The following is a 22,647-nucleotide window of genomic DNA, read 5'->3' as shown; positions in this document are numbered from 1 at the left end:
AACCCCGATTCCGCCGCACGCTAGCGGCCGATCGTGTTTAGCTCAACCGGTTCGGGGTGAATCGTTCACATCCGCCATGAACGCCGCCAGCGCCTCACGGTCCGCCGCAGGCATTGTCAGGCCCAGCTTGGAACGGCGCCACAGAACGTCATCCGGAAACCGCGCCCATTCGTGGGCCATGAGATAGCGCACCTCGGCGCCGGTCAACTCGGGGCCGAAGGCAGGGCCAAGCTCTTCGCGTGTCGTTGCTTCACCGAGCACGGCCGCCAATCGCGAGCCGTAGGCCGCGACCAGGCGCTGGGCTTCCGGCTCGGACAGAAAGCGCCAGCGCTCGCGTGCCAGGTCGACCTCGGTGTCGAAACGATCCCAGGCGAAATCTCCACCGGGCAGCGCTGCACCGGCGGTCCAGGGCGGCGACATCGGATAGAACGGCGTCAGCTTCGTCATCGCCCGCTCGGCGCGCCGGCGCGCGGTGGTGAGGTCGCCGCCGAACATCGTGATCAGCGGTGCCTTGCGCCGGCGCGCGTGGAACAGGGTTGTGCCCTCGCGTTGCGGCGCCGACGCCGGCCTCAGATTGACGCCGCAGACCGCCCGGACCACGTCGGTCGGGGCGACGCGCTCGCGGAAGTAGCGGCTCGCCGCTTCGCAGAGATAACCGACATCGGCCCCTCGCACCGCCACGATGGCGGGGTCGCCGGTGAAATCGTGCGTGACCGTGCCGATCAGCGTGAACGCGCGCTCGAACGGGCTTGCGAAGATCAGCCGCCCGTCGTTGTTCTGGAAGACGTAGACATTGTCTGAATCGAACAGCCTGGGCACGATGATCTGGCTCATCTGCATGGCCGTCGCGGCGGGCTGCGGCTGGCGCAGGACCGTCTCCGCGACGATCGAGGTCCAGCCGCCACTGGTATTGGCCAGCGCCCTTGCTGTAACGGAGCGGCGGTGGCCGCGATCGACCACGGCGAGCCGCCAGATGTCGGTTCGGTCGGCACGCACGCAGCGCGCCCCGGTCCGGATCGTCGCACCGCGCTCGGCGGCGTCCAGCGCAGTGAGCACGACAAGGCGGGAATCGTCGACGATACAGTCCGAATATTCGAACGCCGTGCCGAACGGGCGTTTCAGCGCGTTGCCGACCGGGTGATGGGTGATGTCGAGGGTCTTCGATCCGGGCAGGCCGCTCCGGCCGGCGAGGACGTCATAAAGAAACAGGCCGGCCCGCAGCAGCCACGGCGGACGCTCGTCCACATGTGCAGGAATCACGAAACGCACCGGCCGCACCAGATGCGGCGCGATGGCGAGCCAGGTCCGGCGCTCGGCCAGTGCCCGGCGCACCCGCCAAAAGCCGCGGCGCTCCAGCACCGAGAGATCGCCGTGGATCAGCCGCGGTGTGGCCGACGACGCCGCGCCGCCGAGATCGCCCTGCTCGAACAGGATCACCCGCAGGCCACGGCCCGCCGCATCGCGGGCGAGGCTGACGCCGTTCAGGCCGCCGCCGATGATCGCGAGGTCGTAGTCCGCCATGAAGCCGTCGAATGGGAGCGAAGCACTCCCATCACTAGAGCGATTTCCGTTCCGATGAAATCGGAACGGTGGCTCTAGATTCATATTCTGACGCGTTTTCTCGACGCGAGCCGATGTCCACTTCGCTCGAAAACGCTCTAACCGGTCTTCAGCGCAAGCTCCATGGCTTCGGCGCGGCCGATGAGCCCGGCATATTTGCCGATCGGCAAAGGCTTGCCGAGCAGATAGCCCTGTACCCCGTCACAGCCTTCCTTGGCGAGGAAGGCGAGCTGGTCGAGCGTCTCGACGCCCTCGGCGATGATCGACATTTCGAGGCCGTGGCCGAGGTCGATGACGGCGCGCACGATCGCCGCCGATTGCGGGTTGCGGCCGAGATTGATGATGAAAGCGCGGTCGATCTTGATCTTGTCGAACGGAAACGCCTGGAGATAGCTCAGCGAGGAATAGCCGCTGCCGAAATCGTCCATGGAGATGCGCACGCCGAGCGCCTTCAGGCGGCGCAGCAGCGCAAGGCCGCGATCGAAATCCTCGATCAGAACGCCTTCGGTGATCTCGAGCTCGAGCCGGCCGGGTGCAAGGCCCGTCTCGATCAGGATCGAATGGACGAGGCCGACCACGTCGCCGTGCATGAACTGCGCCGGCGACAGATTGACCGCGACCTGCAGCGGCTTCGGCCAGGACGCCGCCTCGCGGCAGGCCTCGCGCAGGATCCACTCGCCCATTTCGACGATGAGGCCGCTCTCCTCGGCGATGGGAATGAATTCGGCCGGCGAAACCTGGCCGCGCACGGGATGCTGCCAGCGCGCCAGCGCCTCGAAGCCGATGATCTCGCTCTCGGCGACGCTGTGGCCCGCGGCCCCCTGCGGCTGGAAGGCGAGCGAGAGCTCGCCGTTCTTGACCGCCATGGAGAGGTCCTGGTGCAGCACGCGGCGGTCGCGGATCTGCTGGTCCATCTCGGGCTGGTAGAGGCTGATCGTGCCGCGCGACTTCTGCTTGGCGCGGAACAGCGCCGCGCCGGCATTGGCGAGCAGCGAGGCGCCATCGGTGCCATTGTGGGGGAAGACCGACATGCCCGTGGTGATGCCGGCGCGGACCGGCCGGCCGTCGATCTGAAAATCCTTCGCGACGGCTTCGCCGATCTGCCGCGCCAGCGCGAGGCCGGCCTCGGGCTGCTTGCCGTCGATGATCAGGCCGAACTCGTCCCCGGACAGGCGCGCCACCACGCCGCCGCGTGCGGAATCCTGGAGCCGATGGGCGACCTCGATCAGGAGCTTGTCGCCGAGCGCATGGCCGAAGACGTCGTTGACCTCCTTAAGGCCGTCGAGGTCGACGCAGAGCACCGCGAACTCCTCGCGGGTGCCCTCGCAAGCCTCGATCATCTGGGTCAGAGCCTGCAGGAAGGCGGCGCGATTCGGCAGATCGGTGAGGCCGTCGTGATAGGCCATGTGCGCCATGCGCGACTCGGTCTGCCGGCGGTCGGTGACGTCCTCGTGGGTCTTGATCAGATATTGCGGCTCGCCGGCATCATTGACCACGGTGGCGCGGCGGGTGAGGAACAGCCGCAGGCCGTTCTTGGTGGAGATCGGATGCTCCTCGGTGATCATCCCGCGCTTCCTGATCGCGGCCTCGTCGCGCGCGACGATCAGCTTGGCTTCCTTGGCGTTGAAGATGTCGGACGCGGTCAGGCCGGTGGCTTCCTCGCGCCTGCGGTTGAGGATCGTCTCCGCGCTGCGGTTGGCGAGCAGATAGCGGCCGTCCTTGACCTGCTCCACGATCAGCGCAACCGGGATGTTGTCGACCACGAGCTCGAGGAACTTCTTGGTGCTCTCCAGCTCCTGCGACAGCGAGCGGCGGTCGGTGATGTCCTCGAACAGGATGAGCAGAAATTCGGGCTTGTTGCTCTCGTTGCGGACCACGATCCGGATCGAGGCGACCATGCGCCGCGCGCCGGCACGATCCACCTCGAACTCATTGCGGTGCTGGCCATCCGGTGAATTGAGCGCCGCCTGGTCAGCGGCCTCGATGCTGGCCGCCGAGGCCGACGCAAACAGCTCCCGTGCATTCCTGCCGACGGCGAAGTCCCGCGACAATCCCCAGAACTTCTCATAGGCGCTGTTGGCGAAAATGTAGCAGCCGTCCTCGATGTTCTTGGCCGCCACGCAGGCCGGCACATGATCGAGCACCGATTCCAGGAACTGCTTGGTGGATGCGAGCTGCCGCGACAGGTTGCGCTGCTCGGTGACGTCGAGGTGGGTCGCCACCGAGCCGCCGTTCGGCAACACGAAATATTTCACCAGGATGGCCCGTCCGTCCGGCAGTTCCGTGGTCAGGCCGTTGGCGCTCGATGCCTTCTGGTAAAATTCGTCATCGGTGACGCCGAGCACTCCGCGCTCGCGGCGCAGCCTCAGGATGTCGCAACCGGTCATGTTGGGCCGGAGGTCGGATCGCGTCAGGCCATAGATCTCGAGATAGCGGTCATTGCAGAAGATGACGCGGCGCTGCGCATCCGTCATCACCACGCCCTGGTTGAGGTTGTTCATGGCGGAGGAGATGAAGGCGTTGCGACGCAGCTGCAAACGGCTGGACCGGCGCAGCGAGGAATGGATCCACAGCCCGATCGCGGCGAGGAACGAGCAGACCACGATGCCCGCGATGAGGGCTTCCCAGATCACGCCGGGATCAAGCCTGGTGAGATCGCCCGGAACGGCAAGGCTGTCCGATGCCGCAAAGGCGCGCGCAGGCGCGCCCGTAACGGCCAGGCATAGGAGGGCGTGCACAGCAATCGAAAGCGTGCTGCCCACGTGCCAGTTCTTCTCAGCCATCAGCCACCCGCGATTTCAACGTCGGATTGTCTGGCCTCGCGGGTTTGGATCGGGTAAACGCCTGTGGGCACAACAGAATAATGTGACATAAAATGCGGCAATTGCCCTGACATGATAAACGACTTCTTAACGGAAGCCCCGCTTGCGCCGCCGCATCCGGACCGTGCGCCACCGGTGCTTCCAACTGGTTTCCTGCACAACCATGGATAGGGTCGATTGCGTCGTCATCGGAGCCGGCGTGGTCGGGCTCGCGGTGGCCCGGAAGCTCGCCCAGGCCGGGCGCGAGGTGATCGTGCTCGAGGAAGCCGAGGCGATCGGCACCGTCACCTCCTCGCGCAACAGCGAGGTGATCCATGCCGGCATCTACTACCGGGCCGGGAGCTGGATGGCGCGCATGTGCGTGGCAGGCAAGCACGCGCTGTACCGCTACTGCGCCGAGCGCGGCATCCCGCACAAGAATTGCGGCAAGCTGATCGTCGCGACCAGCCCGAAGGAGACCGAGAAGCTCCAATCGATCAAGGCGCACGCCGAGGCCAACGGCGTGCTCGACATGCAGCTGCTCTCGGGCGAGGCCGCACGCGCGCTGGAGCCGGCGCTCGCCTGCGACGCCGCGCTGCTGTCACCGTCGACGGGCATCATCGACAGCCACGCCTACATGCTCTCGCTGCGCGGCGAAGCCGAGGACGCCGGCGCAGCTTTCGCGTTTCACACCCCGCTGATCCGTGCCAAGGCGGCGGCCGGCCTCATCGAGATCGATGCCGGCGGCGAGGCACCGATGACGCTGCAATGCAGCCTCCTCGTCAACGCCGCGGGGCTGTCGGCGACGCATGTGGCGCGCTGCATCGACGGCATGCCGCTGGACCGGATTCCGCCGGCCTATCTCGCCAAGGGAAACTACTTCAGCTGCAACGCCAGGGCGCCGTTCTCGCGCCTGATCTATCCGGTGCCAGAGCCCGGCGGCCTGGGCGTGCACCTGACGCTGGACATGGCAGGACAGGCGCGCTTCGGGCCTGACGTCGAATGGATCGAGACGATCGACTACGAGGTCGATCCGTCACGCGCCGAGCGCTTCTATCCCGCGATCCGCAAATACTGGCCGACGCTGCCTGACGGCGCGCTGATGCCGAGCTATTCGGGCATCCGCCCGAAGATCGTGCCGCCGGCCGTGGCCACGCAGGATTTCTTGATGCAGGGCCCGCGCGATCACGGCGTTGCAGGCCTGATCAATCTGTTCGGCATCGAATCGCCGGGACTGACGTCCTCGCTCGCGATCGCCGATCACGTCGCCGAGCTCGCAGATATCGAGAGTGTTTCGAGAAGCGGATAAGTGTGCGCGTCGAGAACCACGGGTCCAAGCAAGAGTGAGCGCCGCACAACCGCGTGCACGGTACACACCTTGCAGCAGGGATGAGCACGAATGCTCTCATCCCTGCGTGAAGGACGTGATCAACTCTACACTGTCACGGGGGTTACTAGTGGAGCGTGTCGCCAGATTGCTTCAGACGCTCGATCTGGTCCTTGACCATCAACTTCCGGCGCTTCAACTCAACAATTTGCAGGTCGTCTGTTGAAAGGTGCACGAGAGCTTCGTGCAATTCGTTTTCGAGAAGTTTGTGCTTCCGTTCCAATTCAACGAGATGTGCCTGAATTGTCATTCGAAACCTCCTCGGTAGGGTTGAACCTTTAGGATTCGATCCGGACAACCAAGTCTACATCACCGATTCGTCCTGTCGATGGGTATCCGTCGTTGCAGCGTCATTTTTGAAAGTTCATATGTAACGAAGCGTGACTAAGGGAACCACGCCGGAAAAATCCATGATATCAATACGCCGGCGCACCGCCGCGGCTCCCTGCAGAAATATGTTGCGGGAGATTGGCGACGGGGGATCGCAGATCGCTTGCGATCACGCGGCGCAAGGACGATAATTTCCACAGGGCATCCACAGCCCGGATCTCACGCCTATCGGTTTTCGGCCACCGCAGACATGACCAATGAAGATGAGCGTGAGCTCGAAGCCGAGCTCACCCGGCTGCAGCAGGAACACCGAGATCTCGATGCGGCGATCGATGCGTTGCATCAATCGCCCGCCCCCGACCTGTTGCGGTTACAGCGCCTGAAGAAGCGCAAGCTGTTGTTGCGCGACCGTATCGCGTTCATCGAAGACCAGATCACCCCCGACATCATCGCCTGACCGTGAGCCGGTCTTGCGCGGCGCCCCGCCGCTTCCGAATCCGCTTGACTCAATAAGAACAAAATAGGAACATTCGCGGGCACCCCAACACCTCAGAGAACGCTCAAGGACAACACACGAGGACAACGCAGATGTCGGCAACCGCCCTTTTCGACAACAGCCATTACGAACAGGCCTGCGATCAGGCGATCGCGATGTGCGACGGCAATCTGCGCAGCACCATCAAGGCGCTGATCATGGCCAACGAATATCTGGAAGCCGAGCTGGAGGAATTGCAGGCGGCGATTTCCGCCGGCTGCATTCCGGAGATCTCGCGCAGCAAGATGCGGAGCAAGAGCAGCGCCGCATAATCTTCAACCTTGGAGCAACGCCATGTCGGATGTGACCTATTACGTTGCAATGCCCTTCTTGATCGATGACGACGGATCACCCGTCGCAGGCGCTGCAGAGGAGTGCCAGTCCTCGACGGCGGCGCTGCGACGCGCCGAGATGCTGGCGCGCGGCGCCGGCCATATCGGCGCAATCGCATTCAGCCGCAGCGGCGATCCCATGACGGGCGAATTTGGCGGCGCGACGCTGCTGCGCAAGTTCGGCAACGTGCCGGAAGATCTTGCCTCCCTGTAGACTAGCGCTCGCTGCCGACCAGCTTGATCCGCGGCTCGTGCCGGCGGCTCGCCTTGCGCACATACATGGCGGCATCCGCCTCCTCCAGGGCGCGGCCTGCAGCGGATTGCGGACCGAGCAGCGCGACGCCGGCCGAGGCGCCCGCGGTCACGTGCTGGCCGCGAAAAACGAATGACAATTCGTCGATCGCCTGCTCCAAGGCCGCGGCCTTCGCCTTGGCATCGGTCTCGCTGAGATTCCAGAGCAGCAGCGCGAACTCGTCGCCGCCAAGGCGGCCGATCACGTCGGAGGCGCGGACCTGTCGCGTCAACGTGGCGACGATCGCCTTGAGCACCTCATCGCCGGCGGCATGACCGAAGGAATCGTTGATCGGCTTCAACCGATCGACGTCGAGCACGATCAGCGCCCCGCTGGCGCGGTAACGCTTCATATAGGCGATGGCGCGCGCGAGCTCGCGCTCGAAACCGCGCCGGTTGGGAATCCCGAGCAGGAAATCGGTGTCGGCGGCCGCCTCGAGCTCCGAGATCCGCAGCAGGGCCGCCTTGAGCTTGCTCCTGAGGCCGCGGATGATCGCCTTGTCGTCATCGGCAGCCGGCGCTCTGCGCAAGGCCGGTTTGGCCGCGCGGCTCGAAACGGCTTTGGATCGGGCGGCGCTGATGTTCCGGCCCTTTCTGGCCTTCGCAGGGCTCGCCCTTTTCGGTTTCTTCATGGGCATCCTGCTCAATGAAGGCTTGCGGGGATTCACCAAGACAGGATAGTGGATTCCCTTCTCCTTGCCACCGCCTTGCGAGCCGCCGGCCGGAATCATTAATCTGGCCTATCTCTCTGTTTTTCTGGGCACAATTGACGTCATGACCGCGCCGATCGCCATCATCATGGGAAGCCAGTCGGACTGGGAAACGATGCGGCACGCCGCCGACACGCTTGACGCGCTCGGCATTGTTGCCGACAGCCGCATCGTCTCGGCCCACCGCACGCCCGACCGGCTGTTCGCATTCGCCAAGGGTGCCAAGGCCGCAGGTTACAAGATTATCATCGCCGGCGCCGGTGGCGCGGCCCATCTGCCCGGCATGGCGGCGGCGCTGACGGAACTCCCGGTGTTTGGCGTTCCCGTCGAATCCAAGACGCTCAAGGGCGTCGATTCGCTCTATTCAATCGTCCAGATGCCCGCGGGCATTCCGGTCGGCACCCTCGCCATCGGCAAGGCCGGCGCGATCAATGCTGCGCTGCTGGCAGCCGCCGTGCTGGCATTGTCCGACCCGGCCCTGTCGGATCGCCTCGCCGCCTGGCGCAAGGCCCAGACCGAGGCGGTCGCCGAGCGGCCGGAGGACAAGGCGTGATGGGCACCAGGCACGTGAAGCTGAAGCCCGGTGACACCATCGGAATCCTCGGCGGCGGACAATTGGGCCGGATGCTTGCCATGGCCGCGGCGCGACTCGGCCTGCGCTGCCAGGTGTTCTCGCCCGATCCGGATTCACCGGCCTTCGACGTCGTGCTGAACGCGACCTGCGCCGAATATGCCGACGTCGAGGCGCTCGAATTGTTCGCGCATGATGTCGACGTCATCACCTACGAATTCGAGAACGTGCCGGCGGCAGCCGCGCTGGTATTGGACGCGCGCCGCCCGGTGCTGCCCAACCGCAAGATCCTCGAGACGACCCAGGACCGGCTCGCCGAGAAGGATTTCGTGACGAAGCTCGGGATCGGCACTGCCGCCTACGCCGACGTCACCTCCGTCTCCTCGCTGCGCGAGGCGATCGCCAGGATCGGCCTTCCAGCGGTGCTGAAAACCCGCCGCTTCGGCTATGACGGCAAGGGCCAGGCCATCATCCGCGAGGGCGACGACATCGCGAAGGTGTGGACCAGCCTCGCCACCAAATCGGCGATCCTGGAGGCCTTCGTGCCCTACGAGCGCGAGATCTCCGTGATCGCTGCGCGCGCGGCCACGGGCGAGGTCGAGTGCTTCGACGTCACCGAGAACGAGCACCGCGACCACATCTTGAAGATATCGCGTGCGCCCGCGCCGATCCCTGACGCGCTCGCCGAAGAGGCGCGCAGCATCGCGAGCAAGATCGCGAGCGCGCTCGACTATGTCGGCGTGCTCGCCGTCGAAATGTTCGTGCTGAACAACGGCACCGGACCCAAGGTGCTGGTGAACGAGATCGCGCCACGCGTGCACAATTCCGGGCACTGGACGCTCGACGGCGCCTCCGTCTCGCAGTTCGAGCAGCACATCCGCGCCATCGCCGGCTGGCCGCTCGGCAAGCCGGTGCGCCACGGCGACGTCGTCACCATGACCAATCTGATCGGCGACGAGATCAACGATTACGAAAAGTGGCTGAGCGTGCCGGGCGCGACCGTGCACATCTACGGCAAGGGCGCGCCGCGCCCCGGCCGCAAGATGGGCCACGTGACCGAAGTCAGGCCGCCCCGGGACAAGTGACGGGATCGCAGCAAAGGCTGCAATCCCGCCGGGTGCTTGTGACTACGCCGTCTTCACGCCCGCAACGACACCCGTGGGCTCCTCGCTGAGCCAGCGATAGATCACCCCGCCGAGCGCGCCGCCGATCAGCGGCGCGACCCAGAACAGCCACAGCTGCGACAGCGCCCAGCCGCCGACGAACAACGCCGGGCCGGTGCTGCGCGCCGGGTTCACCGAGGTGTTGGTGACGGGAATGCTGACGAGGTGGATCATCACCAGCGCGAGCCCGATCGCCAGCGGTGCGAATCCCGCCGGCGCGCGGCCATGGGTTGCCCCCATGATGATGAACAGGAACATCATGGTCATCACCACCTCGGTGAGGAAGCCGGCCATCAGGTTGTACTGGCCGGGCGAATGCGCGCCGTATCCGTTCGATGCGAAGCCCTTGCTGACGTCGAAGCCGGGCGCCCCGCTGGCAATAACATAGAGCAGCGATGCGGCGACAATCGCGCCCGCCACCTGGGCGATCACATAAGGCAGGATCTGGCCGGCCGGAAAGCGGCCGCCGGCGGCGAGACCGACCGTGACGGCCGGATTCAGATGGCAGCCCGAGATGTGACCGATCGCATAGGCCATCGTGACCACGCTCAATCCAAAGGCGAGGGAGACGCCGACAAGGCCAATGCCGACCTGCGGGAAACCGGCCGCGATCACTGCGCTTCCGCAGCCTGCGAATGTCAGCCAGAAGGTGCCGATGGCTTCGGCAGCGTATTTTTTGATGTCCATTGTAGTCCCCTCATTGCAAAGATTCCGGAACAAGCTCCGGCGCGGCCCCGTCCTCGGCGCCAAATCGCCCAAATCGGGGCCGCATGGAGGTATTTTCGCCGCATTTAATGGCCGAACTTGGCCCGAAAACCCGCTTGGCCGGTGGACATCTGCGGTTTTGTCTGATACATCGGCGCGCTCAAGGTTAAGGGCTTGCGCGTTTCGCCATCCCCTTTGACTTACCAGAATTCAAATCCGATCCACCTGAAGAGGATGCCGCGTGCAGGTTCTCGTTCGCGATAACAATGTTGATCAAGCCCTCAAGGCGCTGAAGAAGAAGATGCAGCGCGAGGGAATTTTCCGCGAGATGAAGCTCCGCGGTCATTACGAGAAGCCCTCCGAGAAGAAGGCCCGCGAAAAGGCCGAAGCCGTGCGCCGCGCGCGCAAGCTGGCCCGCAAGAAGCTGCAGCGCGAAGGCCTGCTGCCGATGAAGCCGAAGCCGGTGTTCGGCGCCGGCCCGGGCGGTGATCGCGGCGGTCGTGGCGGCCCCGGCGCAGGTCCGCGCGGACCGCGCTGAGCCGATTCAGCAAGACTCTAGTTTTCGATGACGCGGGCCCCAGGCCCGCGTTATTGTTTTGAGGACTTGTCGGATCAAGCTCTAGCGCGAGCCAACCGTAGATGGCCTCTCCTTTCTCCCAGCGCGGCCTTCCGCGACGGCGCCGGATCTGGCAGCCGCCGCTCGCGGCGGCCCTGACGGGGATCGTGCTGGGCGGCTGCTCGTTCGATCTGGGATCGCTGATGCCGGAGAAGGATAAGCCGCAGGAGGCCCCCAAGGCCGCCGCGCCGGCCGAGAGCGCCGTGAGCGCCGGCAACGTCACCGAAGCCCAGGCCCATACCGCGAAGGCCCAGTCCCTGGCGAAGTCAGGCGAGACCGAGGCAGCGCTCGACGAGTTCAATCGCGCGATCGGCCTCGATCCCTACAATGCGCAGGCGCTCTATGGCCGCGCCCTGATCTACCAAGGCAACAACCAGCACGACTTCGCGATCGCCGATTTCAGCGCCGCCAGCGGACTCAACCCGCAAAAGGCCGAGCCGCTGCTGGGCCGCGCCAACAGCTATCTCGCGCTCGGCAAGGTCAAGGAGGCCGCAGCCGATCTCGATGAAGCCTCCGAGGCCGATCCGAACAATGCCCAGGTCTGGACCGCGCGCGGTCAGGTCTATGAGCGCCTGGGCGACAAAGCCAAGGCGGCGGCGTCCTACACCAAGGCGGTCGCGCTTCGTCCACGCGACGAACCCGCCCGCAGTGGTCTCGCCCGCGTCGGCGGCTGACGGTTTGGCGCAGGCTGAGCGGAGTTCTAGTCGGGCGTGGCGCTCTTGGGCAGAACGGCGTTGAACATCGACTTCATGCCCGACAGCATCTCGTCGGCGACATTGGTCTTCTTCGGCCGCGGCAGGGCGGCGCCCGCATCGGCACGCAGGTCGAGCGGCGGTGCGATGACCGGCACGGGAATGTCGGCCGGCGGCGTCACCCGATTCGGATCATCGTTGCCGATCGAGGCCGTGTAGGGCGGATTGGAGCCCCCATTGCCATAGGCCTCGGGTGAGGGCGTCGAGACATTGATCGGCGGCGGCAGCGGACGGACTGGAGACGGCTCCACATTCACGACCCGCGGGGCCTCCGGCGTGCGGGCGGCGTCCCGCACCGCAGGCTCAGCCGGCTTGGTCTCCGACGCGCGAGCCTCGGATGGCTTGGTCTCGGACGCTCTGGCCTCGGCAGCCTTGCCCTCGGGCGACTTGCGCAGACGCTCGATCGCAGCACGCGCCAGATCGTTGGCATCGGGGGCCGGGGAAGCCGCCGTCGGGGCCGAATTGGCCTCAACCACGGGAGCAGAGGCAGCCGGTGCGGATTTCGCCGCGGCCTTGTCGCGGGCAGAGGGACGGCCGCGCGGGCCGGTCTCAGCGGGAGCCACGTCTGCGGCCTTGGTCTCGGCGGCCGGCGGATGATCGACCGGCTTCTCGACCGCCGCCTTGTCCGTCACGCTCTTCTCGGGGATGCCCTTGGCCTTGACGCCGGGAGCGGGAAGGTTGGCGGTATCGGTGGGCTTGCCGTCGCTGCCGGTCTGGGCAGGCGCGGTTACGGCGGCTGGGGTGTCGGCGGCGGGCTTGGCGTTGATGTAATGATTGACGATGTAGGCCCCGATGATCGTCGCGAGCACCGAGGGGAAAATATCCATCGAAATTTTTGCGAGGTATTTCAGCATTCCGACCACACTCCCCGCGCGACCTGATGCGGGAACTTTAGGGCATTGTGAGGGATCAACTGCGACGGATCGATGGCAAACAGGGGCGCGACCCTAGCGTTTCAGCTCAATTTCAAGGAACACGATCTCAGTTGAGGTTTCGTTAAGTACGTCATGCTGGACGCCGGCCTTGCGAAAATAGGATTTCCCGGCGGCAAGCTGAGCCTTGGACCTTTCGCCATTGGGCGCGACGATGGTCATCTCGCCGGCGGCGACCGGAACGATCACATAGTCCATGCCATGGGTGTGATGACCGGTGGCGCTGCCGGGGGCAAGCCGCCATTCCGTCACCCGGACCTCTTCGTTGTCGACCTGAACCTCGGACTGGGCGGCAAGCACTGGGAGCTCCTTCTAGGGTACGAAAACCATGAAGACGTAGACGGCAAATACCACCATATGCACCAGGCCGAACAGGACATTGGTCCTGCCCGTGCCGAAGGTCAGCATGCTCAGGAAGAAGGTCAGCAGCAGGAGCACGCTGCCCTGGGCGCCGAGGCCGAGCTCGAGCTCCTTGTCGAGCGCGTAAGTGGCGACGCCGACGGCAGGAATGGTCAGGCCGATGGTCGCGAGCGACGATCCCAGAGCGAGGTTGATGCTCTTCTGGAGGTCGTTCTGGCGGGCCGCCGAGACGGCCGCGACGCCTTCCGGCATCAGGATCAGAAGCGCGACCAGAAGCCCGGCAAAGGCCGGCGGCGCGCCGATCTTGGCCGCGACGGCGTCGACCACCAGCGAGAACTTCTTGGAGAGCAGCACGACCGCTAGCAGCGCGATCAGCAGCAGCACGACGCTGAGCACCAGCATCCTGCCCGACAGATGCACCTCGCCGCTGCCGCCGTACGCCCGCTCGTGGACGAAGTAATCCTTGTGCAGGACCGTCTGGGTGTAGAGAAACACCGCATAGAGCGCCAGCGTGACCACGTCGACGAAGCCGAGCTGGACCGCCGAATAGACCGGCCCCGGCGTGGTGGTGGTGTAGTTCGGCAGGATCAGCGTGATGGTCGCGAGCGCGAACAGGACGCTGAGATAGACGTTGGCGCCGGAGAGCTGAAAACCCTGCTCGCGATAGCGCAGGCCGCCGATGAAGATGCAGAGCCCGACGAGGCCGTTGCAGACGATCATGACCACGGCGAACACGGTGTCGCGGGCCAGTGCCGGGGCGGGCTTTTCGCCCAGCATGATCGTGGTGATCAGCGCGACCTCGATGATGGTCACCGAGAGCGTCAGCACCAGCGTGCCATAGGGTTCGCCGACCCGCTCCGCGATCACCTCGGCATGATGAACCGCCGCGAACACCGTGCCGAACAGGATGACCAGAAGGACGACGGTGAAGAGAAGACCGCCAAACGACAGCGTGAAGACGTAATCCGTGGCGCTGACGGCTGCGAACAACAGCAGGGACAGCGCCGGAAAGACCCAGGCCGACCGGGGCATCGGATCATGCGCGCTCATCCATCGGCTCCAACTACGAAAGCGAGCAATAGCAAATCGGCCGGCAGATTCAATGCCAGTGCAGGATCGGTGCGACCGGCAGGAACGTCAGCAACAGGAACAGCGGGATCAGCACGGCGCCGGCGCGCAGGAGATAACCGAAGAAGCTCGGCATCGCGATGCCGTTCTCGCGGGCGATGCTGCTCACCATGAAGTTCGGCGCGTTGCCGATATAGGTGAGCGCTCCCATGTAGACCGCTCCCATGGAGATCGAGGCGAGCGTGCCCGAGAGCTGATGCATCAGCACCTGCGGATTGCCGCCGGCGAGCTCGAAGAACAGCAGATAGGTCGGCGCATTGTCGAGGAACGCGGACATCAGGCCGGTGAACCAGAAATAGACGACCTCGCGCGGTGCGCCATCCGGCGCCGTCACCGCCGACAGCAGCCAGGCGAACGCGCCGTGATGGCCGGCATTCAGCATGGCAATGACCGGGATGATGGCGACGAAGATGCCCGCGAACAGTTTTGCGACCTCGCGGATCGGCTCCCAGGTGAAGCCGTTGGCCTGCCTGTGCTCGTCGGGCGTCAGCCACACCGACAGCGCCGCGATGGCCAGCAGCGCCAGGTTGCGCGCGACGTCCTCCAGCTCCAGCTTGGTGCCGAAAATGTCGAAAGCGATGTCGGGCCTCCACATCGCCGAGGCGAGAAGGCTGGCGACAACGGCTGCGATCAGCACCAGATTGACGAGGCCGCGGATGCGCAACGGCTCTCCCCGGCCTGTGACGGCGGGCGGCGGCTCACTGCGAAAGCGCCAGACGTCGACGACGGCGAAGATCGCGAGCAGCAGGACGGCGACGAGTGCGGTCTGCAACCAGATGGTCCGCGTGGTCCAGAAGAAGTCAACGCCATGCAGGAAGCCGACGAACAGCGGGGGATCGCCGAGCGGGCTCAGCGCGCCGCCGACATTGGCCACCAGGATGATAAAGAAGATGACGACATGGGTGTTGTGGCGCCGCTGCCGGTTGGCGCGGATCAAGGGGCGGATCAGGATCATCGCGGCACCCGTGGTGCCGACGATGCTCGCCCCCAGCGTGCCGAGCGCGAGGATGCCGACATTCGCCGCCGGCGTGCCCTTGATGTCGCCCGTGATGAGGATGCCGCCGGCCACGACATAGAGCGCGAACAGCAGCACGATGAAGCCGAGATATTCGGCGAGCATGGCATGGACCAGCGCCGCCAGTGTCGCCATGCCGCCGGCGAAGACCACGAGCGCGGCGAGCGCCAGCAGCGACCAGGCAGCGGTGATCTTGCCGTAATGGTGATGCCAGATCTTCGGCAACAGCAGCGGCCCCATTGCAATCGACAGCAACAAGCCGGCAAAGGGCAGCGCATAGGGCCAGCGCATCGCCGCACCATCGAGGCCGGTCGCGGCAAGCGCATTCTGCGGCAGAAGCGTCAAACAGGAGACGGCGAGCGCAGGGATGTAACGTTGAGCCAAGCCGTCAGCCGCCAATGAAGCCTCTCGCGGTTTCGATCGCGCCATATTGATCGAGATCGTCGTGCCCGCCGCCCTCCATGCGAACGAACCGCTTGGGCTCGCGGGCGAGTGCGAACAGACGCTCTCCGAAGACGATCGAAATGACATGGTCATTGGTGCCATGCATGACGAGCAGCGGCACCGTGACGCGCGACATGCGCTGGTCCGAATGGAAGGGGTCACGCATCAGAAGGCGGACCGGAACGAACCAGAACGATGCCCCCGCAATGTCGGCCGTCGAGGTATAGGGCGCCTCCAGGATGAGTTTTCCAACGCGATGCTCCGAGGCGAGCGCGACTGCGACGCCCGTCCCGAGCGAAAAGCCCCAGGCGACGATTCGTTCCGCCGCATAACGCGCGGTGGTGAACGCGTAGGCGGCGGCAGCGTCGCGCAGCAGGCCCTGCTCGCTCGGCACCCCGCTCGAGCCGCCATAGCCGCGATAGGACAACGCAACGAGGCCGGTGCCGTCGGCGGTCATCGCCTTGAAACGGCCGACGCGGCCGGCGAGAAAATCGCCATTGCCGTGGAAGTAGAGGATCACGGAACGACCGGGCTTGGCCGGCACGTGCCAGACGATGACCTGCTCGCCATCAGACGTGGTCAGGACATGCTCTTGTGCCTCGGGAAGGCCCGCAGCATCGGGTGCGGTGCGGCCAACGGGCGGGATCGGAAACAGCATCTCGCGCTGGCGGACGTACAGCACGACGAGACCGACGAGATAGACGGTCACGAGCAGGATGGCGATCCACTTGACGATTGTCATCATTTGCGCGGCCGGCCCCTCGGTTGAGACTAGGGCTTGCGACGGCTCCACAGCAATTTCATGACGTCGGGCCGCAGGCTCGCCGGAACGTCGCGGCAGCCGCACGCCGCCTTGTGGGCAGCGTGCCAGGCGATGCGCTGCTCGCGCGTCGCTTTGGGCGGCATGCGATGGGACTGGTGCCATTCCTAATTGATGGCCACGGTCCGCGCGCCTGGCGCTACATCGCCTTGACGATGTTCTCGGTGACCTTCTTGGCGTCGCCGAGCAGCATCATGGTATTGTCGCGGTAGAACAGCGGATTGTCGATGCCAGCATAGCCAGAGGCCAGCGAGCGCTTGATGAACATCACCGTGCCGGCCTTCCAGACCTGGAGCACCGGCATGCCGTAGATCGGCGAAGTCTTGTCCTCTTCGGCCGCCGGGTTGGTGACGTCGTTGGCGCCGATCACGAAGGCGATGTCGGCCTGCGCGAATTCGCTGTTGATGTCCTCGAGCTCGAACACCTCGTCATAGGGCACATTGGCTTCCGCGAGCAGAACGTTCATGTGGCCAGGCATGCGGCCGGCGACCGGGTGAATGGCGTATTTCACCTCGACGCCTTCCTTCTTGAGCATGTCCGCCATCTCGCGCAGCGCGTGCTGCGCCTGCGCCACCGCCATGCCGTAGCCGGGCACGATGATGACCTTGGAGGCATTCTTCATGATGAAGGCGGCATCGTCCGCCGAGCCGAGCTTGGCGGGCTTCTGCTCGCCCGTGGCGCCGCCGGCCGCCGCGGTCTCGCCGCCGAAGCCGCCGAGGATGACCGAGATGAAGGACCGGTTCATCGCGTGGCACATGATGTAGGACAGGATCGCGCCGGAGGAGCCGACCAGCGCGCCGGTGATGATCAGCGCGGAATTGCCCAGCGTGAAGCCGATGCCGGCGGCCGCCCAGCCGGAATAGGAGTTCAGCATCGAGATCACGACCGGCATGTCGGCGCCGCCGATCGGGATGATCATGAGCACGCCGAGCGCCAGCGCGATGATGGTGATCATCCAGAAGTCGAACGCGCCGCCGGTGAGGACGAGACGGACGATGAAGAACACCAGCGCCACGGCGAGCGCGATGTTGATGATGTGACGGGCCGGCAGGATGATCGGCGCGCCGCTCATGCGCGCGGACAGCTTCAGGAACGCGATCACCGAGCCGGTGAAGGTCAGCGCGCCGATGGCGACGCCGAGCGACATTTCGACCAGACTTGATGCATGAATGGCGCCAGGCTTGCCGATGTCGAAGGCCTCCGGCGCGTAGAACGCGCCGGCGGCGACCAGCACCGCGGCCATGCCGACCAGCGAGTGGAAGGCGGCGACCAGTTCCGGCATCGAGGTCATCGGCACGCGACGGGCGATCACCGCGCCGATGCCGCCGCCGATCGCGACCGCGAGGATCACGAGGACCCAGGCCACGCCATCGGCCGGCGGATGGCTCGCCAGCGTGGTGGCGACCGCGATCGCCATGCCGATCATGCCGAACAGATTGCCCTGGCGCGAGGTTGCCGGGCTCGACAGCCCGCGCAGCGACAGGATGAACAGCACCCCCGCCACGAGATACAAGAATGCAGAGAGATTGGCGCTCATCTCAGGTCCCCATTGATCCCTTCAGCCCGAGGTGGCCGCTTACTTCGACTTCTTCTTGTACATCGCCAGCATGCGCTGGGTGACAAGGAAGCCGCCGAAGATGTTCACGCAGGCGAAGACGAGCGCGACGAAGCCGAAGCCGCGCGCCCAGCCCGAGCCGCTCGAAACCATGCCGACGCCGACGGCGAGCAGCGCGCCGACCACGATCACCGAGGAGATCGCGTTGGTCACGCTCATCAGCGGCGTGTGCAGCGCGGGCGTCACCGACCACACCACGAAATAACCGACGAAGACGGCGAGAACGAAGATCGACAGCCGGAAGATGAAGGGGTCGACGACCTGTGCAGCGTGCTCCATGGCGGCTCTCCTTAAACCTTCGGCTGGAAGTTCGGGTGGATCACGGCGCCGTCCTTCGTCAGCGCAGTGGCCTTGACGAGCTCGTCGTCCCAATTCACGGCGAGCTTCTTCTCCTTCTTGTCGACCATGGTCTCGATGAAGGAGAACAGATTGCGGGCATAGAGGCTGGAGGCCGAGGCTGCGACGCGGCCGGCGACGTTGGTGTAGCCGACGATCTTGATGCCATCGACATCGACGACCTCGCCCGGCTTCGCACCCTCGACATTGCCGCCGCGCTCGACGGCGAGGTCGACGAGCACCGAGCCGGGCTTCATCGACTTGACCATGTCGGCACTGACAAGTTTCGGCGCCGGGCGGCCCGGAATCAGCGCAGTGGTGATGACGATGTCCTGCTTCTTGATGTGCTCGGCGGTGAGCGCGGCCTGCTTGGCCTGGTATTCTTTCGACATTTCCTTGGCGTAGCCGCCGGCGGTCTGCGCGTTCTTGAACTCCTCGTCCTCGACGGCGAGGAATTTCGCGCCGAGGGATTCCACCTGCTCCTTGGTGGCGGGCCGCACGTCGGTCGCGGTCACGACGGCGCCGAGACGGCGCGCGGTCGCGATCGCCTGGAGGCCGGCGACGCCGACGCCCATCACGAACACCTTTGCGGCAGGCACGGTGCCGGCTGCGGTCATCATCATCGGAAAGGCGCGGCCGAAGGCTTCGGCGCCCTCGATCACGGCGCGGTAGCCGGCGAGGTTGGCCTGCGAGGACAGCACGTCCATCACCTGCGCTCGGGTGATGCGCGGCATCAATTCCATCGCGAAGGCGGCGATGCCGGCATCGGCCATCGTCTTCAGCGCGGCATCGTTGCCGTAGGGGTCCATGATGGCGATGACGAGGGTGCCGCGCTTGTACTGCGCCAGCTCGGATGCCTCAGGGCGCTTCACCTTGATGATGATGTCGGCGTCCTTGAGCGCGTCAGCGCTGACGGTGGCGCCGGCCGCGGTGAATTCGGAATCCGGAAGCCCCGACTTGATGCCGGCACCCGGCTCGACGGCGATCTCGGCGCCCAACGCCTTGAACTTCTTCACCGTATCAGGCGAAGCGGCGACCCGCGGCTCCGACGGATCTATTTCTTTGGCAACGGCGATCTTCATAGGCCCTCCAGCGACGCGGACAAAAGCGCGCACGCGAACTTAGCGTTACTCCCGCAACGTTTGGATACCGGTTTTGAAACCGGCTTGTATGCAAAATTAATGAGCAGCCGCCGGCGTTGGCGGATGCAGCCGACGATGGATCAGGTCAGAAAGACCGCCATCAGGATCACGATGAGCGCGACCGAGACCGTGCCGTACTTCACCAGCTTGATGAAGCCCTCATAGGTCTGCTCGTGGGCAACGTAGTCGTTGCCGTCGGCGGTGGTGTATGCCACTTCGCTATGGTCAGCCATGGAATGTCCCCAGTCGAACGTCGAATTCTCGGGCTGGGATACCTGAAAGATTTAGACAGGGCAACGGCACCGAGGCGGGGTTTTCCCGCAAATCGGGTCATTTGGAATTCCAATTGTCCCGGATCCAGCGCGCGAGGCTCTCCTCGCTGACTTCGCCGGCAGCGAGAGAGAGGATGATCGTTGTCGCTTCTGCGGGATCGGGGCTGAAAGCTACGCCGTTCTTGCGAAGAAAAGCCATCATGGTCATGAAGGCGATGCGCTTGTTTCCGTCGACGAATGCATGATTTTTCGCGAGGTCGAATGCATAGGCTGCAGCGAGTTCGTCCAACGGCGCCTGTCCATAGCGCCATTTGTTGATCGGGCGCTCCAGCGCCGAGCGCAGCATGCCTTCGTCGCGCAATCGCGGCGCACCGCCGAAGCGCCGGAGCTGTCGACCATGAATTGCGACAGCCTGCTCGTAGGTGACCCAGAGCGGCTCCTGAGGATCGCTCATGCGCATCGCCAGCTATTTTGCGAGCGCAGCGAGCGTGTCGCGATACTTATCCATGATCTCGTCGGCGATCTCCATCGTCCGCTCGAAATCGGGGTCGTAGGGCAGCAGCTGAAAACCACCACCAGGCAATTCCACCACATGCAATTGCTGGCCGCGCTTGAGATCGAGGCGCTGCATCAGCTCGCGTGGCAACAGCAAACCATCCGAATTGCCGATCTTCTTGATCTCAATTTTCATGGCTGACCTCCGGCGCGTTATACACTTGTATAACACAACCAACAGAGTCGGTTCAACGGATGTTTTACGGATGGCGAATGCGTCAGCCCATCGCCTCCAGCTCGTCGATCATCCCGGCGATGACGCTGAGCCCGCCGTCCCAGAATTTCGGGTCCTTCGCATCGAGCCCGAACGGCCGCAGCAGCTCGGAATAGTGCTTGGTGCCGCCGGCGGCGAGCATGTCGAGATAGCGCTCGGCGAAACCCTCGGCCGCGTTCTCGTAGACGGCATAGAGCGAGTTCACGAGACAGTCGCCGAACGCGTAGGCGTAGACGTAGAACGGCGAATGGATGAAGTGCGGGATGTACATCCAGTAGTTCTCGTAACCCGCCTTGATCTCGATCGCCGGCCCGAGGCTCTCGCCCTGCACCGACAGCCAGATCTCGCCGAGCCGCGTCGCGGTGAGCTCGCCGTTCTTGCGCTCGGTGTGGACCGCACGCTCGAAGGAATAGAATGCTATCTGCCGCACCACGGTGTTGATCATGTCCTCGACCTTGCCGGCGAGCAGCGCCTGGCGCTGCTTCGCGCTCTTGGTCTGGGCCAGCAGCCGCTTGAAGGTGAGCATTTCGCCGAACACGCTCGCGGTCTCCGCCAGGGTCAGCGGCGTCGGCGCCATCAGCGCGCCGTTCTTTGCCGCGAGCACCTGATGGACGCCATGGCCGAGCTCATGCGCGAGCGTCATCACGTCGCGCGGCTTGCCCTGGTAGTTCATGAGCACGTAAGGGTGCGCCGACGGCGTGGTCGGATGCGAGAACGCACCGGGCGCCTTGCCCGGCCGCACCGGCGCGTCGATCCAGCGGTCGGTGAAGAAGCGCTCGGCGATATCGGCCATTTTAGGCGAGAAGCCGCGATAGGCCGTCAGCACCATGCTGCGCGCCTCCGGCCAGGCGATGACATCGGTCGCCGCAAAAGGCAGCGGCGCGTTGCGGTCCCAATAGGCCAGCCGCTTCTTGCCGAACCATTTCGCCTTCAGCGCATAATAGCGATGCGACAGCTTCGGATAGGCCGCCCGAACCGAGGCGACCAGCGCGTCGACGACCTCGCGCTCGACGCGGTTGTTCAGATGGCGGGAATCGGCAACGTCCTTGAAGCCGCGCCAGCGGTCGGAGATGTCCTTGTCCTTGGCCAGCGTGTTGGTGATCAGCGCAAAGGTGCGCTCATTGGCCTTGAAGGTCTTCGCCAGCGCCTCCGCCGCGCTTCTGCGCTTGGAGCCGTCACGGTCCTGCAACAGGTTGAGCGTCGGCTCGATCGCGAGCTCCTTGGTGCCGACCTTGAAGCGCAGGCCGGAGATGGTCTGGTCGAACAGCCGGTTGAAGGCTGAATAGCCGGTCTGCGCCTTCTCCAGGAAAAGCTGCTCCAGCTTGTCATCGAGCTGGTACGGCTTCTCCTTGCGCAGATCCTCGATCCAGGGACGGTAGTGCGCGAGCTCGGCGGCCTGCATCGCGCGATTCAAAATATCGTCATCGATCCGGTTGAGCTCGAGCGCGAAGAACAACAGATGCGTGGACGCCGCCGTCAACCGCTCGGACACGTCGCCGTAAAACTTTGAAATCGCAGGGTCCACACTGTCGCCGGCATGGACAAGCCCGGCATAGGAGCCAAGACGGCCGGCGAGATCGTCGATCGCCTCATAGCGTCGCACCGCCTCGGCGAGCCACTTTCCGCCATCTTCGTTTGCTGTCCCTGTCGCCAGCTTGCCCCTGTAGTCCGTCTCGAAGGCGATGCAGTTGGCATCCAGCTTTTCGAGATCGCGCGCCACCTCCGGCGCCGCGATCCCGGAATAGAGGTCGGCCAGGTTCCACTCCGGAAGCTTGCCGGTCTTGCTCGCAGCTTTGGAGGGTGCAGCTTTGGAGGGTCTTGCCTTGGCGGCGGATTTTTTGGTGCTTGGCTTGCGGGGAGCGGGCTTGCCGGGAGCAGACTTCTTGAGAGCGGTCTTGTTCAAGGCAGACTTGTTCAAGGCGGACTTGGAGCGCGAATTCATTGTGTGGGAAACCTGTGTTCAACAATCGCGGCGGCAGGCGGGGACATCAAGGTTTAAGCGTGCGTTAATCGGCTTCGGCCAGAGTGCCCCGATTCGAGACAGATAGTAGTAGCGTGCGG

Annotated in this window: 27 protein-coding genes; 9 read left to right on the top strand and 18 right to left on the bottom strand. The window is 64.7% G+C overall.

Going from position 1 to position 22,647, the window contains the following annotated elements; translation table 11 throughout:
* Positions 1-42: 42 nt before the first annotated feature.
* Positions 43-1,521, bottom strand: coding sequence for a glycerol-3-phosphate dehydrogenase (locus ABIA40_RS36635; protein ID WP_404546058.1), 1,479 nt, complete (start codon positions 1,519-1,521; stop codon positions 43-45).
* Positions 1,522-1,658: 137 nt separating this feature from the next.
* Positions 1,659-4,343 carry an EAL domain-containing protein gene (locus ABIA40_RS36630; RefSeq protein WP_404546056.1) on the bottom strand — a complete coding sequence of 895 codons (2,685 nt, stop codon included), beginning with the start codon at positions 4,341-4,343 and terminating at the stop codon, positions 1,659-1,661.
* Between the two features lie 202 nt (positions 4,344-4,545).
* On the opposite strand from ABIA40_RS36630, the gene ABIA40_RS36625 reads away from it, so the two are divergent.
* A complete protein-coding gene (locus ABIA40_RS36625; protein ID WP_404546054.1) occupies positions 4,546-5,670 on the top strand; it encodes an NAD(P)/FAD-dependent oxidoreductase in 1,125 nt (374 codons plus the stop codon).
* Between the two features lie 145 nt (positions 5,671-5,815).
* Here the strand turns inward: ABIA40_RS36625 and ABIA40_RS36620 are convergent, their stop codons facing one another.
* Positions 5,816-5,998, bottom strand: coding sequence for a YdcH family protein (locus ABIA40_RS36620; protein ID WP_008546178.1), 183 nt, complete (start codon positions 5,996-5,998; stop codon positions 5,816-5,818).
* Between the two features lie 330 nt (positions 5,999-6,328).
* Between ABIA40_RS36620 and ABIA40_RS36615 the strand changes: the two genes are divergently transcribed.
* The 3 genes from ABIA40_RS36615 to ABIA40_RS36605 all read left to right on the top strand — a co-directional run bounded on the left by ABIA40_RS36615 (position 6,329) and on the right by ABIA40_RS36605 (position 7,159).
* Positions 6,329-6,535 carry a YdcH family protein gene (locus tag ABIA40_RS36615; protein WP_008546179.1) on the top strand — a complete coding sequence of 69 codons (207 nt, stop codon included), beginning with the start codon at positions 6,329-6,331 and terminating at the stop codon, positions 6,533-6,535.
* 131 nt (positions 6,536-6,666) lie between these two features.
* Complete coding sequence (locus ABIA40_RS36610; protein WP_035998725.1) at positions 6,667-6,885, top strand: hypothetical protein; 219 nt, start codon at positions 6,667-6,669, stop codon at positions 6,883-6,885.
* 22 nt (positions 6,886-6,907) lie between these two features.
* Positions 6,908-7,159, top strand: coding sequence for a hypothetical protein (locus tag ABIA40_RS36605; protein WP_404546052.1), 252 nt, complete (start codon positions 6,908-6,910; stop codon positions 7,157-7,159).
* A 1-nt stretch (position 7,160) separates the two neighbouring features.
* Here ABIA40_RS36605 and ABIA40_RS36600 read toward each other — a convergent pair whose 3' ends face one another.
* On the bottom strand, positions 7,161-7,817 hold the full coding sequence (locus ABIA40_RS36600; RefSeq protein ID WP_404546453.1) for a GGDEF domain-containing protein: 657 nt from the start codon (positions 7,815-7,817) through the stop codon (positions 7,161-7,163).
* Here ABIA40_RS36600 and ABIA40_RS36595 point away from each other — a divergent pair.
* The 3 genes from ABIA40_RS36595 (at position 7,774) to ABIA40_RS36585 (ending at position 9,602) form a co-directional block, all read left to right on the top strand.
* The gene (locus ABIA40_RS36595) at positions 7,774-7,917 is read left to right on the top strand and encodes a hypothetical protein (protein ID WP_404546467.1); all 144 of its coding nucleotides are present in this window, start codon (positions 7,774-7,776) and stop codon (positions 7,915-7,917) included. The two genes, ABIA40_RS36600 and ABIA40_RS36595, sit on opposite strands and share 44 nt — an antisense overlap.
* Positions 7,918-8,010: 93 nt before the next feature.
* The gene (purE, locus tag ABIA40_RS36590) at positions 8,011-8,499 is read left to right on the top strand and encodes a 5-(carboxyamino)imidazole ribonucleotide mutase (protein ID WP_404546050.1); all 489 of its coding nucleotides are present in this window, start codon (positions 8,011-8,013) and stop codon (positions 8,497-8,499) included.
* The gene (locus ABIA40_RS36585; protein ID WP_404546048.1) at positions 8,499-9,602 is read left to right on the top strand and encodes a 5-(carboxyamino)imidazole ribonucleotide synthase; all 1,104 of its coding nucleotides are present in this window, start codon (positions 8,499-8,501) and stop codon (positions 9,600-9,602) included. Before purE ends, ABIA40_RS36585 begins: the two co-directional genes overlap by 1 nt.
* Before the next feature lie 42 nt (positions 9,603-9,644).
* Here ABIA40_RS36585 and aqpZ read toward each other — a convergent pair whose 3' ends face one another.
* Positions 9,645-10,367: an aquaporin Z gene (gene aqpZ / locus ABIA40_RS36580; protein ID WP_404546047.1), complete on the bottom strand. Its 723-nt coding sequence runs from the start codon at positions 10,365-10,367 to the stop codon at positions 9,645-9,647.
* Between the two features lie 259 nt (positions 10,368-10,626).
* Here aqpZ and rpsU point away from each other — a divergent pair, with 259 nt between their 5' ends.
* Both rpsU and ABIA40_RS36570 read left to right on the top strand, forming a co-directional pair.
* Complete coding sequence (rpsU, locus tag ABIA40_RS36575) at positions 10,627-10,923, top strand: 30S ribosomal protein S21 (RefSeq protein WP_008546194.1); 297 nt, start codon at positions 10,627-10,629, stop codon at positions 10,921-10,923.
* A 101-nt stretch (positions 10,924-11,024) separates the two neighbouring features.
* Positions 11,025-11,675, top strand: a complete 651-nt coding sequence (locus ABIA40_RS36570) for a tetratricopeptide repeat protein (protein ID WP_404546046.1) — start codon at positions 11,025-11,027, stop codon at positions 11,673-11,675.
* A gap of 26 nt (positions 11,676-11,701) precedes the next feature.
* Here the strand turns inward: ABIA40_RS36570 and ABIA40_RS36565 are convergent, their stop codons facing one another.
* From ABIA40_RS36565 to ABIA40_RS36505, 13 genes are all read right to left on the bottom strand, one after another.
* Entirely contained in the window at positions 11,702-12,607 is a 906-nt protein-coding gene (locus ABIA40_RS36565) for a hypothetical protein (protein ID WP_404546045.1), read from the bottom strand.
* Between the two features lie 93 nt (positions 12,608-12,700).
* Positions 12,701-12,985 carry a cupin domain-containing protein gene (locus ABIA40_RS36560; RefSeq protein WP_128264157.1) on the bottom strand — a complete coding sequence of 95 codons (285 nt, stop codon included), beginning with the start codon at positions 12,983-12,985 and terminating at the stop codon, positions 12,701-12,703.
* A gap of 12 nt (positions 12,986-12,997) precedes the next feature.
* Entirely contained in the window at positions 12,998-14,095 is a 1,098-nt protein-coding gene (locus ABIA40_RS36555) for a calcium:proton antiporter (protein ID WP_404546043.1), read from the bottom strand.
* 49 nt (positions 14,096-14,144) lie between these two features.
* Complete coding sequence (locus ABIA40_RS36550; protein ID WP_404546451.1) at positions 14,145-15,479, bottom strand: sodium:proton antiporter; 1,335 nt, start codon at positions 15,477-15,479, stop codon at positions 14,145-14,147.
* Between the two features lie 97 nt (positions 15,480-15,576).
* A complete protein-coding gene (locus ABIA40_RS36545) occupies positions 15,577-16,374 on the bottom strand; it encodes an alpha/beta hydrolase (RefSeq protein ID WP_404546449.1) in 798 nt (265 codons plus the stop codon).
* 29 nt (positions 16,375-16,403) lie between these two features.
* Entirely contained in the window at positions 16,404-16,538 is a 135-nt protein-coding gene (locus ABIA40_RS36540) for a hypothetical protein (RefSeq protein WP_404546041.1), read from the bottom strand.
* A 53-nt stretch (positions 16,539-16,591) separates the two neighbouring features.
* Positions 16,592-17,989, bottom strand: coding sequence for an NAD(P)(+) transhydrogenase (Re/Si-specific) subunit beta (locus ABIA40_RS36535; protein ID WP_057028050.1), 1,398 nt, complete (start codon positions 17,987-17,989; stop codon positions 16,592-16,594).
* A 39-nt stretch (positions 17,990-18,028) separates the two neighbouring features.
* Entirely contained in the window at positions 18,029-18,346 is a 318-nt protein-coding gene (locus tag ABIA40_RS36530; RefSeq protein ID WP_035998681.1) for a proton-translocating transhydrogenase family protein, read from the bottom strand.
* A gap of 11 nt (positions 18,347-18,357) precedes the next feature.
* Positions 18,358-19,485, bottom strand: a complete 1,128-nt coding sequence (locus ABIA40_RS36525; protein ID WP_157288160.1) for a Re/Si-specific NAD(P)(+) transhydrogenase subunit alpha — start codon at positions 19,483-19,485, stop codon at positions 18,358-18,360.
* A 140-nt stretch (positions 19,486-19,625) separates the two neighbouring features.
* Positions 19,626-19,778, bottom strand: coding sequence for an aa3-type cytochrome c oxidase subunit IV (locus tag ABIA40_RS36520; RefSeq protein ID WP_035998674.1), 153 nt, complete (start codon positions 19,776-19,778; stop codon positions 19,626-19,628).
* 97 nt (positions 19,779-19,875) lie between these two features.
* A complete protein-coding gene (locus ABIA40_RS36515; RefSeq protein WP_271542985.1) occupies positions 19,876-20,271 on the bottom strand; it encodes a type II toxin-antitoxin system death-on-curing family toxin in 396 nt (131 codons plus the stop codon).
* A gap of 12 nt (positions 20,272-20,283) precedes the next feature.
* Positions 20,284-20,508: an AbrB family transcriptional regulator gene (locus ABIA40_RS36510; RefSeq protein ID WP_035998672.1), complete on the bottom strand. Its 225-nt coding sequence runs from the start codon at positions 20,506-20,508 to the stop codon at positions 20,284-20,286.
* 82 nt (positions 20,509-20,590) lie between these two features.
* Positions 20,591-22,528 carry a M3 family oligoendopeptidase gene (locus ABIA40_RS36505; protein WP_271542982.1) on the bottom strand — a complete coding sequence of 646 codons (1,938 nt, stop codon included), beginning with the start codon at positions 22,526-22,528 and terminating at the stop codon, positions 20,591-20,593.
* Positions 22,529-22,647: the final 119 nt, after the last annotated feature.

Source organism: Bradyrhizobium sp. USDA 223 (genome assembly GCF_044909005.1).
In the GTDB taxonomy this organism is placed as follows: Bacteria; Pseudomonadota; Alphaproteobacteria; order Rhizobiales; family Xanthobacteraceae; genus Bradyrhizobium; species Bradyrhizobium yuanmingense.
The sequence above is the reverse complement of the archived record's forward strand: the minus strand, read 5'-3'. Positions and strand labels throughout refer to the sequence as shown.